The organism is Massilia aquatica, from assembly GCF_011682045.1.
Lineage (GTDB): Bacteria > Pseudomonadota > Gammaproteobacteria > Burkholderiales > Burkholderiaceae_D > Telluria_A > Telluria_A aquatica.
This window is the reverse complement of the sequence record NZ_VVIW01000013.1, coordinates 1-18,668: the sequence shown is the minus strand read 5'-3', so window position 1 is coordinate 18,668 and position 18,668 is coordinate 1. Positions and strand designations below refer to the sequence as shown.

The window sequence follows — 18,668 nt, the reverse complement described above, 5'->3', positions numbered from 1 at the left end:
GCACCTGTTTGACGCCGTCCAGGCACCCAAGGACCCATCATGAAATCACCCATCCGCCATCTGTTGAGCAAGCAAACCACCCTGACCGCGGCCGAGCGCCTGGTCGCGGAGCAGTTGCAGGAGCCGATCGAGAGTGAAGGCGGCACGCGGCGTCCGTGGGCGCGGGCGGTGGCGCAGATGATGATCGTGCTGCAGATCCTGCAGACGGCCCTGGTGGTGGCCCCTGCCAACGCCCAGGTGGTCGCTGCGGGCAATGCACCGGCCGGGCAAAAGCCGCTGGTCGACGCCGCCGCCAACGGTGTGCCGATCGTGCTGATCGCGCCGCCCAGCGCGGCCGGCGTGTCGCACAACCGCTACGACCAGTTCAACGTGGGCAAGCAGGGCTTGATGCTCAATAACAGCCGCGAGGCAACCGGCACCCAGCTGGGCGGCATCGTCAACGGCAATATGCAGCTCGGCACGACCAGCGCGCGCATCATCCTCAATGAAGTTACGTCCGGCAATCCATCGCGCCTGAACGGCTACATCGAAGTGGCCGGCCAGCGCGCCGACCTGGTCATCGCCAATCCGAACGGCATCACCTGCGACGGCTGCGGCTTTCTCAATACCGCCGGGCGTGCCACGCTCACCACCGGCACGCCGGGCTACAACAGCGCCGGCCAGCTGGACAGCCTGAACGTGCAGCGCGGCGTGATCACCATCGGCGCCGGCGGCTTGAACGCTAGCAACATGGAACAACTCGACCTGCTGGCGCGCGGCATCGTGATCGAAGGGGAAGTGTCGACCAAGAATTTGCAGGCGGTTCTCGGCGCCAACAAGGTCTTGTACGGCACGCTCAAGGCCACGCAGCAGGACGGCACTGGCAGCGCGCCCCGCTTCGCGATCGATATCGCCGAACTGGGCGGCATGTACGCCAACCAGATCTACTTGGTCGCGACCGACAAGGGCCTGGGCGTGAACAGCGCTGGCCGGATTGCAGCGCTGGCGGACAACCTGACCTTGAGCGCGCAGGGCGACCTGACCCTGAAAGACAATTACAGTAAAAAGGACGTGGTTCTGGCCAGCACCGGCAAGGTCACCCTGACCGGCCAGACCAACGCCGACCAGAACGTGCGCATCGCCGCGCCAGACAGCATTGCCATCGCCAAAGGCGGCGTCTTGCGCGCCGAACAAGGCGTGCTGCTGCAGACCCGCCAGATCGACAACAGCGGCAGCGTGATCCAGAAGTCGGCCAGCCAGGCTCTCGTGCTGGCCGCCGAGCGCATCAACAGCAGCGGCAGTATCTATTCGGCCACCGACCTGAACCTGCAAGCGCAGGCCATCGACGGCAGCGGCGGCGTGCTGCAAGCCGAGCGTGCATTGCATGTCAGCGCCGGCAGCATCGCTGTCGACAAGCAGCAGTGGGCGGCCAACGATGCGGTCACGCTCAATGCCACTGAACTGCGCGCCACCAATGGCGTGCTGGCGGCCGGCACCGATCTGCTTCTCAACGCCGCCGGCGTGCTCGATGTGCAAGGCAGCAAGCTGAGCGCTACCAGGTCGGCCGACTTGCGCGGCCAGGGTGTGAACAGCGGCGCCGCCACCGTGACGGCGGCCTCGGTCAGCGTCGATGCGGGCAAGGGCAAACTGGATACTACCGGCGGCGTGCTGTATGCCAGCGGCGGCATGGACGTGCGCGCGGCCGGCATCGACAATATGCGCGGCAAGATCGTGGCGGACGACAAGCTGGCGCTGAACGCCGGCGCGGGCGTGCTCGACAACACGGGCGGCACGGTGGCCTCGAACAATGCAGTGTTCACCAACGTGGGCAGTATCCGCAACCGCGAGGGCACGGTCTCCGCCTCCAGCGACCTGGTGCTGGATGGCGCCGTTGACAACAACAAGGGCAAGCTGATCACAGCCGGCGCCTTCACCTTCGCCGGCAGCGCGTTCGATAACGCCGGCGGCGCCATCCAGGCCGGCAAGGCCGTGAGGCTCGACGCCAGCGGCGCCATCGACAGCGCCGGCGGCGTGATCCAGAGTACTGATTCCAGTGTCTCCATCCAGGCTGGCCGTCTCGACAATACCAAGGGCGCGATCGGCGCTGCCGGCGACGTCAGCATCGGCGCGCAGCGCCTGCTCGGGGCCAACGGCGAAATCAGCGCCGGCGGCAAGCTGGCGCTGGGCGGCGCCGCGCTCGACCTGGCCGGCGCGAAGCTGGCCAGCAAGGGCACGCTGGCGCTGGCGGCGCGCGACATCGTCGCCACCGCAGCGACGGTGCAAGCCGGCGAGGCGCTGGCGATCAAGGCGGACAACCTGTCCGGCGCCAGCGCGACCATGACCTCGGTCAAGAGTGTCGAGCTGGTCATCGGCGGCAACGCCGCGCTCGACAAGGCCACGATTGCCGCCAACGGCAACGTCACTCTGGACAGCGCCAACCTGAACGCCCAGCAACTGCGGGTGGAAAGCGGCGCCAATGTGGCGCTCAAGGGCGCGACGGTCGACCTGCGCGACGCCACGCTGTCCGGCGCACGCGGCGTCACCCTCGCCACCGGCGAGCTGCTGATGCAGGGCGGCAGCGCCGTCTCCGGCGGCAATCTGGCCATCACCGGCCAGAGCCAGCAGGGCGGCATGCTGTCGGCCGCGGGCGACATCGATATCACCATGGAAAAGCGGTTTGATCTGACCGGCGGCGCCATGCTGGCCGGCGGCGATATTGCCGCGCGTGCCGAAGGGATCGTTACCGACAAGGCCGAGGTGGGCGGCAAGCACATCGTGCTCGACGCCGGCCTGCAAAGCCTGAGCAACGTGGGCGGTACGGTGGTGGCCGAATCGGGCGGCGCCACGGGCAAGCCGGCGCTGGTGGTGCGCGCCAATGGCATCGATAACAGCGGCGGCGCACTGTCGTCCGATGCGAACGCCGTGTTCGACGCGAACAAGCAGGTGTTCAACAATACCGGCGGCAATATCGTGGTGGCCGGCACGATGGAGCTGAATGCCGGCGCGTTGAAAAACCGCTTCGGCAGCGTTGCCACGGGCAGCAGCATCGTCATGCGTGACAACGAGGTGGACAATACCGATGGCCAGCTACGCTCCGGCAAGGATGTCGTCATCGACGCCAGCGGCAAACGCTTTGCCAACGAACGCGGCCTGGTTGAAGCACAGGGCGCGATGACCTTGTCGGCGGCTGAACTGAACAACAATGGCGGCAAGCTGGCCGCGAACCAGACACTGCGCCTGGCCGCCGGCACGCTGGAGAACAGCGGCGGCACCGTGGCTGCGGGCAAGGACTTGTCCCTGAGCGTGAGCGGCGTCATCGCCAGCGCCAACGGCACGCTGCGCGCCGGCGGCCCGCTCAGCATCAGCACCGGGCGTCTCGACGCGGCAGGTGCGCTGATCTCGTCGCAAGCGCAGATCGCGATCGCCGCGGACCAGGCTATCCAGGTGGACAGTGCCCAGATCATGGCGGGCGGCAACATCGACCTGTCGGCCCATGCCGTGCAGGCGAATCGCGCCAGCATCACCGGCAACGGCGCCATCGCCATCGACGGGAGCGACAGCGTCAACCTGGCTGGCGCCGACATCAACGCCAATGGTCCGCTGACGGTCAAGGCCGTCAACAGCGCTACCCTCACCGGAACCCAGATGGCGACCAATGCCGCTCTGCAAGTGAGCGCCGCCAGCATCGACGCCGGCGCCAGCCGCCTGTCGAGCGCGGGCGACCTCGGCTTGCATGCGGCGGACGGCGCCCTCGGCCTGGCCGGCAGCACCATCGCCAGCGGCGCGCGCCTGGACATCGACGGCGCCGGCATCGACGCCGGCAACGCCCGCTTGGCGGCCAGGGGCGACATCGCGATCGATACGCGCGGCAAGGATTACCGGGCCGGCGGCAGCACGCACCGCAGCGAGACCGGCGCCATCACGGTCAAGGCCGGCAATATCCTGGCCGGCGGCGGCTCGCTGAACCAGGGCTTCATCGCCAACGGCAACATTACGCTCGATGCGAGCGGGCGGATCGACACCTCGAACAGCAGCGTTTCGTCAGGCAACAACGTGGTGCTGAACGCCGGCAAGGGCATCAGCACGGCCGGCGGCGCGCTCTCGGCAGGTGGCAGCGCCACGCTGTCCGGCGCCACCATCAACAACGCCAAGGGCGCGATTGCGGCCAACGGCGCGCTGACCATGGTGGCGCGCGAGGGCGGCATCGACAATGGCGGCGGCAGCATTCTGTCGCGCGAGCAACTGACGCTGCAAACCCGTACCGGCCTGGACCGTATCGCCGGCAAGCCGGTCGCGGCCGGCGGAGACACCGACCTGAACAACAAAGGCGGCTCGATCGTCGGCGTCGGCGGGGCCGTGATCAACAGCGGCAGCATCGACAATAGCGGCGGCAAGATTGCCAGCGGCAACAGCCTGGTGCTGGACCTCGGCAACAGCGACCTGCGTGGCGCCAAAGGCAGCATTCTCAGTGAAAACGCACTGACCCTGGCGGCGCGCCAGATCGACCTGAGCGGTGGACAGGTGCGCGCCGGCAAGGGTGTGAGCATCGTCGCTGAGCAGATCGTAGCGCAGGGTGCGGCCATCAGCGCCGCCGGCGGCGACCTGCTGATCGACAGCAAGGGCAGCAGTGTCGACGCCAGCGGGTCGGACTTGCTGGCCTCTGGCCTGCTGAGCCTGAAAACCGGTGCGCTCAACCTGGGGCAATCGACGCTTTCCAGCGGCGCCGGCACCAGCATCGCCAGCGCCGCGCTGGACGCGCGCCAGGCTAGCATCCAGGCCGGCGGCGACATCGCCATCGGCAGCACGGCCATCAACGCCCAGGATGGGTCGATCGGCGCCGGCGGCAAGCTGGCCGTGAACGCGGCCTCGATCAAGGGCGGACAGTATTCGGCGTTCAAGGACCTGTCGGTGGTGAGCACCGGCGGCATCGACCTGGGCAAGAGCGCCTTGCCGGGCGCGCAGGGCGGCGCCTTCCTGACCGACGCGGCGCTGTCGGTCAAGGCGCAGGGCTTGATCCTCGACGATGGCCGGGCCATCGGCAAGAACGTCACGCTCGACGTCGGCAACGGTGCGCTGAGCAATCGCGGCGGCACCATTCTCGCCACCGACAGCGCGGCCACCGCGCCGGCCCTGACCTTGACCAGCAATGGCCTGGACAGCACGGGCGGCAGCATCGTCAGTAATGGCGACCTGGTCATCAACAGCGGCAGCGGCGCGCTCGACAACAGCAAGGGCAGCATCGGCGCCCTGCGCACGCTCGCAATCAAGGCCGGCAACGTCGGCAACGCGGGCGGCAGCATGGTGGCCAACAGCGCGCTCGGCATGCAAGTACAGGCGCTCGACAACCAGGCCGGCAAGATCCAGGCCGGCACCAGCCTGAACCTCAAGGCCGGCGATATCGACAACCGCGCCGGCACCCTGGCCGGCGGCAGCGGCATCGAGATCACGGCCGGCAAGGTCGACAGCAGCGCCAAAGCGCTGATCGGCAGCAACGGCAATGTCAGCTTGCACACCAAGGGATTGAACAACGACGCCAGCCAGGTCACGGCCGGCGGCACGCTGGCTATCGATGCCGGCCCGGACGGTGCGATCAGCAACGTCAAGGGCCAGATCAACAGCGACGGCGCCATGACCTTGGCCAGCGCGGGCACGCTGGATAACAGCGGCGGCACTATCGCGGCCGGCAAGGATATCGGACTGACGGTCAAAGGGGCGCTGCTCAATCGCGCCGGCGCGATCCAGGCCGGCGGCGACATGCTGCTGTCGGGTACCAAAGGCATCGACAACGATGCCGGCAAGATCATCGCCGACGGCGCGCTCGGCATCGACGGCGCTGCACTGACCACCAGGAAAGGCTTGATCAGCACGGGCAAGGACCTCACGCTCGATCTCAAGACGCTTGGCGGCGCACTCGATAACGCGGGCGGCCAGATCCAGGCCAGCGGCAAGGCCAGCATTGCGGCCAAGGGCGTGGGCAACATGGCGGGCATTCTCATCGCCAACCAGGAACTGGTGCTCGACACCGGGAAAACGCTGCTCGACAACCGCAATGGCATCGTGCAAAGCGCCAAGGCCTCGGTCGCGATCGAGGCCGGCGAGATCGCCAGCCAGGGTGCGGACAGCGCCATCGTGGCGGCCACCGACCTGACCATCACCGGCGACAAAATCGACAGCGGCAAAGGCCTGATCAGCGCGGGCAAGGACCTGTCGCTGATCGCCCAGGGTGTGCTGAACAATGCACAGGGCCGCATCACGGCCGGCGCCAACGCGACCGTGCAGGGCAAGGGCATCGACAACAAGGCCGCGCTGCTGAGTGCAGGCAAGACGCTGACCGTGCAGGCCGGCAACGGCGTGCTGGTCAACAGCGGCGGCAGCATTCTGGCGGGCGAGTCGCTCAAGCTGGGCGCTGCCGGCGTGCAGAACCTGGGCGGCACGCTCGCCTCCAACGGCGACCTGAACCTGACGACCGACAACAGCGGCATGCTCGACAACAGCGCTGGCACCATCCGCAGCGCGCAGGGCAGTGTCAGCCTGACGGGCGGCGCGGTGCGCAACGGCGCCATCGGTTCCGCCACGCCCGCCGTGGGCGGTGTGATCGCGGCCGGGATGGACGTGACCATGCTCGCCAATGGCGCCGTGTTCAACCGAGATGGCAGCATCCTGGCAGGCAACAAGCTGAGCATTCAGGCCAGTGGCGCGCTCGATAACAATAACGGCGAACTGACCGGCGCGACTGCGCTGGGCGTGGTCGCCAACGGCATCACGTCCGAGAACGGTTCCATGCTCAGCAACGGCGAACTGACTGCCAACGCGGGCAAGGGCGCCTTTGACAACCGCCAGGGCGTCATTTCGGGCGGTGGCAACACCAAGCTCAATGCGGCCGGCAAATTCGACAATACCGACGGCAAGATCACGACCGGCGCCAACCTGCTCGCCACCACCGGCGCCTTCGACAATGTGGGTGGCCTGGTCAGCGCCCAGGGCGGCGCCAGCCTCACCACCGCCGCTTTCGACGGCCGCAAGGGCGAGGTCATCGGCCAGCAAGCGCTGACGATCAACACCCAGGGCGCGCGTTTCGATGGCTCGGGCGCACGCTTCGCCAGCAATGGCGAGCTCAGTCTGCTCACCGGCGATGCCGTTTTGACCGGCAGCACGATTGCCGCCGGCGACAGCTTCGCCATCCAATCCTCGGGCGCCAACACGCGCCTGGATGCCGACGGCATCAAGATTGCCGTCACCAAAAACATCAGCATGGCCGGCGCGGATGTGGCCCTGAACGGCAGCAATCTGCAAGCGGGCAACACGATTACCGTGGGCGGCGCGAACGTCGGCCTGAACCAGGCGGTGCTGGCTGCCAACACGGCCGTTAACATCAACGGCACCGATGTGCAGGCTGTCGCCATCGACATCCGCACGCAGGGCGATATTTCGCTTCAAGCGGTCAATACGCTCGACTACCGCTTCGGTCAGTTCGCGGCGGGCAACAACGCCGCCATCTACGGCGGCGGCCTGGTGGCCACCGCCAACGCCAAGCTGGCGGCCGGCAAACGCCTGTCGTTCGGCATGGGCCAGGCGCTCGACTTCAGCGCGCTCGACTTTACCTACCAGTTCGGCACCGACCTGCTGGTGCAAGCCATCGGGATTCGTACCGGCGGCGTGGCCATCAGCGGCGACAACCTGTTCTTCAACGCCGGCAGCGGCGTGCTCGACAATACCGCCGGCACCCTGTCGGCCACCGGCGTGATCGAATTCAAGGCGCGCGGCATGATCAACAGCGGCGGCCTGATCGCGGCGGACCACCTGGTCTCGCTCGACGCGGGCACCGAGTCGCTGATCAACGATGGCGGCACCATCGCCAGCGCGGCCGGCAAGATCGGCATCGCCGGCGGCAACCTGCTCAACAAGAACGGCGGCAACATCACCGCCGCCGAGGCGGTGAACGTGTCGGTCATCGGCCTGGCCGACAATTCGGGCGGCAACATCGTGTCCGATGGTGAAGTGAGCCTGTACGCCGGCACCCTGGTCAGCAACAAGGGCAATATCGTCAGCAACAAAGACAAAGTGACCGTCAATGTCCGCACCTTCGACAACGATGGCGGCACGCTCAGCGCCAAGGCGGCGCTCGATGTGACCGCCACGCTCGATGTGAGCAACAAGGGCGGCAGCATGCTTGCCGGCGCCGATGTCACCATCATCGCCAAGAACGGCGTGAACAATCAAGATGGCCTGATTGCGGCCACAAACAAGGTAGTTCTCACCAGCAGCACCGGCACCCTGGTCAACCAGGGCGGCACGATCCAGAGCGACAAGGCGGCCGTCGAGATCGACGCCGCCAAGGGCATCTGGAACCAGAAGGGCGAGATTTATGGCCTCACCGGCGTGCAGGCCACGACCGACGCCGACGTGCTGAACATGCAGGGCGGGCGCATCGCCAGCGAAGGCGAGATCAAGCTGAGCAGCCTGAAGGGCAAGCTGGACAATACGGACGGCGTGGTCAGCTCGGCTACCAAGCTGATTGTGGCGGCCAAGGACGTCAACAATGCCGGCGGCGTGCTGTCGGGACTGACGTCGACCAAGGTGACTGCCGACAGCGTCAACAACAATGCCGGCGTGATCGAAGCGGGCACGGGCGGCATCGTCATCACGGCCAAGACGCTCACCAACGACAACAGCGGCACGCAGCGCGGGATTGTGAGCCAGGGCGATATCGTCATTTCCGGCGGCAGTGTGAAGCAGGATGGCGGCTATATCGGCGCCGACGGCAAGCTGAGCATTGACGGCAGCAGCATCGACAATACCGGCGGCTCGACCATGCTGGCCATGAAAGAGCTGAGCCTGACCGGCTCGGTGGGCATCAACAACCAGGACGGCAAGATCAAGTCGGCGCTCGATACCACGCTCAAGGCGCCGCTACTCAATAACAGCGGCGGTACGGTCTTTGCGAACAACAACCTGGCGCTCGATGTGGCGGCGATCGACAACAGCAACACCAATAACGGCGCGTTCGACAAGGGCATGCTGGCATCGAACACGGTGACCGTGAATGCGGCCACGGTGGGCAACGTCAATGGCGCGATTGTCGCGCTGAAGAACCTGAAGGTCACTGGCACGGCCAGCATCGACAACAGCGGCGGCCAGCTGAGCGGCGAAACAGTCGCGATCGACACGGCCGATTTCATCAATACGGCGGGGCGTACCGACGCGACGCTTACGCTGACGGCGCACATGGCGAAATTCAGCGCCAATGGCGTGATGGCCTCGACCGGCACCCTGCGCCTGGAGATGGATGGCGATTACACCAACCAGGGCCTGGTGGCGGCCGAGAACAATCTGGAGATTGTTCTCAACAACGGCAAGTACACGAATAAGGGCACGATCAGCGCGGCCAAGGACCTGAGTTTGTCGGCCAATGAGTTGAATAACTACGGTTCGATCAGCGCGACCAATACCACGATTAACGTCGGCAGCTTGACTAACCACGGTTCCGCGGTGGTCAATTCGATCGGCAATACGAGCATCAACGCCGGCAATACGGTCAATACCGGGCGCATTTACGGCGGCAATGTCGTGATGACGGGCGGCGCCGTGTCGAACGAAGCGAATGCCACCATCGGCGCGCGCGAGACGCTGACCGTGGGCGGGATGCTGGTCAACAAGCCGGGTGCGAATGTGATCAGCCTGGGCAATATGCAGTTGGCTGGCGTGGTCAATGCCGGGGGGCGGATCGAATCGGGCGGCAATCTCAATATTTCCGGGATGCTGCAAAACCTGAACTGCGTCAGTGGTGCTGGCGGCAACGGACAGGGCGCGTCGAATTGCGCCGCGTTCGGATTGGAAGGCGGTATTGGATTCGTAGACCAAACCACTGTCGAAGGGATGAACCGCGTCACGATTACCCCGGCAGGCACCAATACCGAATACGCGGTTGAGCAGTTGTCGTATTACACGGACGATCAGCATTACTATATCCACCCGAGTGCTTTGCACGACAAGATCGAGGACTACACCAAGAAGACGATTGATACGAGGACCACGGTTGCATCGGTAATGACCAAATCGCAGGCTGGCGTCGTCACGGCGGCAGGTAACATTTCGGCCAGCATTGCAATCAATATCGATAGCCAGATTATTGCGGGTGGAAATATCGGAATTGGCGGTGGCGCCGAAGTCGGCAATGGTGCGATCAAGTCGGCAGGCGATAGTGTCAATATCTCGACGCAGGGAATCAAACAGGTCACCTATTCTGGAATCAAGTACGACACGTCGGTGGGGTGGACTGGCGGCACCTTCAATAAAAAGCACGTTCGGAACTATGGCCCGGAACAGGCTTTCCAGGACGTTGGTCCGACCACCTCGATCGATATCGCTGGTGTCCTTTACGACAGCGGCGGCGCCGCACCTGCGCCGGCTGCTCCCGTGGACCCAACGATTACCGTTGCCGATCCTGCCAAAGTCGTCGGTACCCTCGGCACTGGCGTGCCCGGCAATATCAGCGCCAGCAATGGCAACACTGCGGCGGGCGATACGACGATCACCAAGACCGGTAACGTCATCACCTATCAGAACGACAGCACCACGGTCGGCGTCAACGTCGGCGCCATCAATACCAACACCTCGGTGCAAGGCGTCGCAGCCCAGGGCGTGACTGCTGGCGGCGCGCCGTCCGTCAACACCGTCGTCGCCGCTGGCGGCACCCAGATCGGCCCGCAAGTGGCAGGTACCAGCGGCGGGGCCGCTCCGGTCACCACCGACGCGCAGAAAACAGGCAGTGGCGGCGCAGCGGACGTTAGCGTCGGCACCAGCGCGCAGCCAGTGGTCACCGGTCAGGTGAAAGGCAACGCCTTGCCTGGCAGCGTTATCGCGGGCAATGCACGCGCAGCGCAGCAGACGGCTATCGGCGACCTGACGACTTCGTTCGCCAGGTTTGCCGCCGCCCGTCCCGTGACGGTGGCGGAGAAGACGGTCGCCGGTGTTGCCGGCTCCGACCCAGCCTATATCAACGGCCGCGCCACCGATCCGAAGGTACCGAACGTCACGCTCACCAGCAACGCGGACTGGAAGGCGCCGACGGGCAATCTGTTCTCGCTGAAACCAGGGGAGGGCGCCGGTTATCTGGTCGAAACGGACCCGCTGTTTACCGACAAGAACAAGTGGATCGGCAGCGATTACTTCCTGACCCAGCTCGGCCTCGATCCGCAGCGCACCCTGAAGCGCTACGGCGACGGCTTCGTGGAGCAGCGCGCGTTTGCCGACCAGTTGGTCAACATCACCGGGCGCAACAAGCTGTCCGGTTACGAAAACAACGAAAAGGCCTTCACGGCGCTGATGGATGCGGGCGTCGCTTACGCCAGGCAGTTCCAGCTGACCCCGGGTGTAGCGCTGTCCGAACAGCAGATGGCCCAGCTGACCACCGACATCGTGTGGCTGCAGGAAGAAACCGTCACCCTACCGGACGGTAGCACCACCTTAGCGATGGTGCCGCAGGTCTATCTGCGCCGCCCGCAACAGGGCGACCTGTCGACCGGCGGCGCGCTCATTGCCGGCGACAACGTCACCATCCGTAACCAGAATGGTGGCATCAGCAACAGCGGCACCATCCTGGCTGGCTACGCCAACGCCAGGCCGACCGACAAGTACGGCACCGTCGCGCTCGACGCCCAGGATGTCACCAACCGCGGCACGATCGCGGGCAATGTGATCAATATCAAGGCGACCAACGATATCGCCAATATCGGCGGGCGCATTGCAGGCCTGTCCAACAAGGGTGTCGACGGCAGCGCCGCCGATGACAGCCGCGTGACGCTCAGTGCCGGGCGCGACATTACCGTGTCCAGCACGACGCGGACGCGCAGCATCGACACAGTCGGCAACAACGGCACCAGCACCTCGAGCCGCACCAACATCGACCGCGTTGCAACCATCGCCGGCGGCAATGTGCTGATTGATGCCAAAGGCAATTTCACGGCCCGCGCTGCGCAGGTCAACGCTGGCGCCAATCTGAATGTATTGGCTGGCAAGAACATCGATATTGCCGGTGTAGCGGAGAAACACACACTGTTCGTGCCGCTCGGTGGCAACACCAAAGGGCGGACCGGTTATACCAACGAGGCCAGCGTGACCAACATCGGCAGCAAGCTGACTGCCGGGAACAATATCGCCATCAGGGCGGGCGGCGACGCCACCCTCAGCGGCAGCAGGGTTGCAGCGGCCAACGATGTGGGCATCAGCGGCGCCAATGTTGCCATTTCCGCAGTCAAGGACCGCACCTTTATCGATGCGCAAACGGCCAGCCGCAAGCGCTATGACCGTGCCATGACGGATGACGAAACGCTGAGCGGCGGACTTGTTCTCGCCAAGCAGAACGTCACTATCAGCGCCACCGGCACGCCGACGGGCGCAGTTGACAAGGACGGCAAGCCGGTCGCCCAGGTCGGCACCGGTAATCTGGTCTTGAACGCGGGTAATGTGGTCGCGCTGAACGGCACAGCCACGCTGCTGGCCAATAACGATGTGACGATCCAGGCGGTCACGACCCAGCATGACAGTCTGAACGACAGCTACAGCAAGAGCGGCAACATGGTCAAGACTAAGACCACGACCAGTTCCAGCACAGCAAGCGCGCAGCAGGCGCAGGGCAGCAGTATCGAAGGCAACAGCATCGCCATCGTCGCCGGCAACGGCAAGGACGCGGTGGGGAACGTGAATGTGATCGGCTCGTCGGTACTTGCCGACAAAAACCTGACCGTCAAGGCGGGCGCGGACATCAACGTTGTGGCCGCGACCAGCACGGGTAGCTATAGCGCGGCGACAACTGTCAAGGAGTCCGGTTTGTCGGGTGCGAAGAACGGTCTGGGCTTCAGTGCCGGATCGTCGACGGTGAAAACCCGTGAAGACGGCACGCATGTCAGCCAGAGCGATACCGGCAGCGTGCTCGGTTCCACCGGTGGCAACATATCCCTGATTGCTGGCAAGAACGCAACCATCGCCGGTAGCGACCTGATCGCAGGGCGCCCGGAAACCGGGACCACTGCGCTCAACGGGAACATCGATATCACCGCGCAGAACATCGCGATCATTCCCGGCAAGGACAAGGCCCACCAGACCAGTTCGGTCGATACGGCATCCAAGAGCGTCGGCGTCGCCTTGGTGGGCACGCCGCTCGATACGATGCGCAACCTGAAGGACATCAAAAAGAACGACAGCAAGTTCGGGCGTGTCAACGGCACGCTGTCCGAACTGGCCGACAGCAGCCTGACCGCGCCGCAAGTGGCGGTCACTTTCGGCAAGAGCAAGACCAGCAGCAGCACGGTGCACGATGCCGAAACGCAGTCCGGCAGCGGCCTGACCGCAAGCGGCAATATTCGCCTCACGGCCACCGGCAACGGTGCGGCGGGGGCGGATGGCAAGCCGCTTGACGGCGACATCCTGGTCAGCGGTTCGACAATCAGCGGCGGCGGCATTGTCAAGCTGAGCGCAGAGCGCGACGTCACCGTGGAAGCGTCAACCGACCGCAGCCGCGACAGCAGCGCGGCCACGGCAAGCTCGTCGAGCGTGAGCCTGGCCGGGCCGAGCCTGGGCGACTTGACGCGGTCGATCAACGGTGGGCCGAACAACGGCGGTGTGACCTTGTCGCCGTACAACCAGAAACGCAGCAGCGACAGCAGCGATGAAACGAGCACCAGGCAAAAAGCCAGCCTGATCAACGGCAACAGTGTTGAACTGGTCAGTAACAAGGGCGACATCCTGGTCAAGGGCAGTGGTGTGACGGCCAAAGGCGATATTGCGCTGACCGCAAAGGACGGCAAGATCGACATCGTCAGCGGCCAGGACGGTACGGTGCTGAAGGAAACGCACAGCACCATGCAGTTGGGCGACCTGGGCGGCAATGGCTCGGCCAACACCGTCGGCGTCAAGCGCAGCAACGACACGCTCGATACGCGCAAGGACCAGCAGAACACGATTCGCAGCGGCGTAGCCGCCGGCGGCAACCTGGCCATCACGGCGAAAGATGACGTTGCCGTGCGCGGCAGCGACTTGCGTGCCGAAGGCAACGTGGACATCAAAGGCAAGAACGTCATCCTCGACCCGGGCGTGGACCAGGTCAGCACCAAGGCGGCCAACCAGAGCAGCCAGTTCGGCGTGACGGTGGCGCTGTCCGGGTATGCGGTGGATGCGACCAATGCCATCAAGCAGGCTGCTGCCGCGCACGATCAACAGGGTAACGACAAGCTGGCCGGGATTTATGCGCTGAAGGCGGCCCTTACCGTTGCCAACGGCACCGGCATGACTGGCTCGACACCTGCAGGCGCTAGCGGCACCGGTGCCGGCACCGGCACCGGCACCGACACCGGCACCGGCATGGTCGGCGTTGCGGTTACGAAGACGTCGCCGACCCAGGCGGCCATCAAGGCAACGGTGAGCGTTGGCGGCAGCAGCAGCGACAGTACGACGAATAACAGCGCCTTGCAGAACAAGGGCAGTAGCGTGAGCGCGGGGCAGAACCTGAGCATCACTGCCACCGGCGACGGCAGCAAGGATGCCGATGGCAAGGCTTTGAACGGCGACATTACTGCGCATGGCGCGGTATTGGGCGGGAAAGACGTGACCCTGGATGCGGCGCGCAACATCACGCTGGCCAGCGCGCAGGACACCAGTGCGAACGACAGCAAGAACGCCAGCCATAACGCATCCATTGGCGTGGGATTCGGGCTGGGTGGCGCCCAGAACGGCTTTACGCTGGAGCTGGCGGCGGGGCAGTCGCGTGGCAATGCCAACGGCAGCGCCACGACCAACCAGGATACGAGCGTCACGGCAAGCAATGTCCTGACCATCAAGAGCGGCAAGGACACTACCCTGGCCGGTGCTGAGGTCAAGGGCGACAAGGTGTTGGCCAACATCGGCGGCGACTTGAACATTGTCAGTGTGCAGGATATCGACAACTACAAGAGCCGGGAGACGAGCAGCGGGGCGAGCGTGAGCATTTGCGTGCCGCCGTTCTGCGTGGGGTCCAGTTCCGGCAGCGTGAACGCGGCCAGGTCGACCATCGACAGCACGTTCGCGGGCGTGAACCAGCAGTCCGGCATTTACGCCGGTAAGCAGGGTTTCGACGTGACGGTCAAGAACAATACCGACCTGGTCGGTGGGGTGATTGCCAGTGCCGCCGGCGCCGACAAGAACAAGCTGACCACGGGCACGCTGACGCAGTCGGACGTGAAGAACGCGGCCAGCTACGACAGCGACAGCTTGAATCTGTCGTACAGCAGCGGTGCAAGCGCCGGCAGCACGATCAAGAGCAACATTGCGGGCAACCTGACCCCGGCCCAACGGGACAGTGCCGCAAGTACGACGAAGAGCGCCATCGGTGCAGGTACGGTTGTCATTACGGACGACAAGGGTCAGTTGGCAGCGACCGGGAAGAGCGCGGACGATACCGTCGCCGGCCTGAATCGGGACACGGCGAACAGCGCCGGGACGATCGGCAAAATCTTCGATCTGAAGCAACTGCAAAGCGAGCGGGAGGTCGCCAGGGCGCTGACCGATATTGCGAAGCAAGTTACGCCATTGATTGCGACGAAGGTGGGCGACATCGGAGCGAAACAGGTTGAGGATGCGCAAAAGCTGGCCGGAGAGTACTTGCAACAGGCAGAGAATGCCACCGCGAACAACGACCCGGTTGCGGCGGCTGCCTTTACAGCCAAGGCCAATGACGCGCTGACAACGGCGGCGAACTGGGGCGACAACGGAATCTATCGCGTCGGCCTGCACACGGCGACCCAGGGAATTGTTGGCGGCATCACGGGTGGATCCAGCGGTGCGCTGAGCAATGGCGCTGGTGTCATTGGCGGTAACCTGGGCCAGCAAGTTGGCGAGGCGAGCGGCGAAGCTGCGGCCGACAAGCTTGGCCTGGCCGTGGGATCGCCGGAACGAGCTAGCTTTGTGAATGCCTATCAGGAAACTGGTGCGGCGATTGGCGGGGCGCTGGTGGGGGCCGCAGCAGCGGCGGCGAATGGGGCAGATGGTAACAGCACCCTGCTTGCGGGCCTGCAGGGAGGTTTCACCGCTGAAATAATCGACCTGAATAACCGCCAGTTGCATCAAAACGAAATTGATCTTGCGAAGAAATACGCCAAGGCGGTAGCGAAGGCCGGGGGGATTTCCGAGGCAGAGGCACTGGCACGTATCGAGCGTCAGCTGCTTCGCTGGACGAACAATGAGACGAATTTGTACGATGGTGGCCGAATTGATGAGCTGGTCGTCGGAGTCATTGGAAAGAAAGGGCAGGACAGCGCCACAGGGACAAAGTGGGATTACAACAACTACGACAAGACGCATCCGGCCGAGTACTTTAACTCATCAATTAATGCCCAGAACATTGGCAAGTACTCGCCTTTGCTTCTCGCCGTAAATGCCGGCATAACGCCCGCACAGAGGGATCAGCGAGCGCACGACGGTCAAGTGATGGTGCTTACAACTGTGGCTTGCATATACACCTTGGTGGGATGTGCCGGCATGAACGGCTTTAACGTTGGCGAAGGCGGCGTTAAAGTTGCCAATGGAGATACCGTTGGCGGCGGCCTGCAGATGGCGGGTGGTCTCTTTGGCCTGGGTTCAACATTCTACGGTCCGGTGAGAGCGGCCATTGCCGCGCGCCCAACGCCAGTGCCGATACCGTACGCTGCACGGACGGGTGCATCAGTAGGCGACGAAATTGTCATGCGTATGGACCCCTTGACGGGGAAATACGTTGTGGTTGGGCCAGAGGTATTTGTCGGTACTCCAGTTCCAAAACTGTGGGAAGCCCCATTGCCGACATCCCCTGCTCTTGCCCCAACTTATACTCCTGCGACGGTGCCGGCTATAAACGGAGGTGTTAACACTACTAGCCCTGTCGTGTCTACAGGGACAAGCCTGGTTAACTCGGTAGCATCAGATTCAAAACCGGCAACTGATAATACCGCCACAAAAACGGTTGTCGAAGCCTGCTGTTGCTTTCCAGCAGGCACTCCTGTGGTTGCGTCGTCGGGAACAGTGGCTATTGAACAAATTCAGGTTGGGCAGTTAGTTTACGCTCGCAACCCCGAAACTGGCGCGACCGAGCTTAAGCCAGTGACTCAATTGATGGTCACCAAAGCGAAGCCGTTATACCGATTAGTAACGCAGGACTTTCGTGGAGTCAACGAAAGTATGGATGTTACTGACAATCATCCTTATTGGGTAAAAGATAAAGGATGGGTTAACGCAATCGATCTTGAACGCGGTATGGAACTGGAAAATCTTCAGCGCGGTCAGCTAACGGTGCAGTCGCTAACTAGCCTAGGACGTTCTGCAGTAACATATAACTTTACCGTTGCCGATTTCCATACTTATTTTGCTGGAGAGCAAAGTGCATTCGTTCACAATTGCTCTGATGTGTGTGGTCCTGCAAATGTTGTTAAAAACACTGTAGTGGATGTAGATAAAAATCTACCATTGAAGGCTCCAAATCCGCGACACTATGCAGATAAGGTTAAGCAAAATACAAATGTCGGCGATGAGAATACAGTGATTGACCGGTCTGTTGTAGATATTTCGGCTGATGTGTTGGCAATTAACTTGGGTAAAGCGGAAAAAATTGGTAGGGTATATCATCTTGAGAATGGACGAGCATATAGTTTCCATGATGACATTCTTTATCCGGTATCGGGCCCTGGTCTTTATCCTCTTGATCGGGGAGAATTTAAGGCATTGGGGGTTCTAAACAAATTTGGAGAATCTCCTCAAGCATATACAATTATGAAAAACATGGGTATTCCCCAAGAAAGAATATCTAAAGCGCTCGAAGTTTATAAGGTGATAAATAAATGATAGATTTTTTATTGAAGTTCCATTGTTCTTTTTTTGAGTTAAAGGAATTTTTATCTAAAATTTTTGATTGCTCATCTGAAAAAATACTAATTTTCGATATTGATGAGTTCAACTCTCTGGTCGAGGAGCTGAATGATTCAGAAATAGTTTGCATTTGTGTGGTTGTGGAGGTTCGAGGTGATGCTTCACAATTGTTGCAGTTATATAGGTGCCCCTTGCCTACCTCAGTAATTTCTGGGAAAATTATTTCATATGCTCAGAAAAACAAGGTTCAGTGTTATATTCCGAGTGACTCGGTCGACACTTGGATATATGTAGATACCGACGCTCTAAAATTTGTTCGGCAAATCGAGAGCGAAGAAGAAGATATTTTTTCATTTAAAGTTATTTGACTCGTGGCAAATACCGCAGAGCATATTTTGCCGCGAATCACAACATGCGGCTTACAGGGCTGGATGCCCATTTGCCCGCTAGTTAGCCGGTTAAGGAAAACGTCCAGAAGCTCAAGGGCACGGTGCGCGGCACAGGGCCATGTCGTTATACACAAGTCAGCCAAGCCCTTCCCGCAGGGCGCGCAGCGTCTCGGCTGCGGCAAACACTTGATCAAGGCCACGCCAAATAGTCTTGGCTCCTGGCTCGCCGTCACTCTTGCGGCCCAGAAAGCCGCCTACCTGCGCAATCATTCTTACGACCTCGTTCAGTGTCGGTGGCGTGGCCGGCATTTTCCTCTTGGTTAGCAGGTGGGCTCCACGAATCTCGTCAGGGTCGAAGAAGAGCGATGCAGCCAAGTCCGGGCAAGTTCTACCTTTGCGCATCAAATACGTAATGCGCCAGGCGACGACCAT

General features: G+C 62.6%; 3 protein-coding genes. 2 read left to right on the top strand and 1 reads right to left on the bottom strand.

Annotation, left to right across the window (positions count from 1 at the left end; genetic code table 11):
* The first annotated feature begins 39 nt into the window (after positions 1-39).
* Together F1609_RS20400 and F1609_RS20395 are read left to right on the top strand one after the other, a co-directional pair.
* Complete coding sequence (locus F1609_RS20400) at positions 40-17,823, top strand: hemagglutinin repeat-containing protein (RefSeq protein WP_167078500.1); 17,784 nt, start codon at positions 40-42, stop codon at positions 17,821-17,823.
* Positions 17,820-18,215 (top strand): hypothetical protein, encoded by a 396-nt coding sequence (locus F1609_RS20395; RefSeq protein WP_167078499.1) that lies wholly within the window; start codon positions 17,820-17,822, stop codon positions 18,213-18,215. Before F1609_RS20400 ends, F1609_RS20395 begins: the two co-directional genes overlap by 4 nt.
* Before the next feature lie 156 nt (positions 18,216-18,371).
* Here F1609_RS20395 and F1609_RS20390 read toward each other — a convergent pair.
* Positions 18,372-18,668: IS4 family transposase (locus tag F1609_RS20390; protein WP_267876801.1), on the bottom strand; the 297-nt coding region annotated here is incomplete at its 5' end.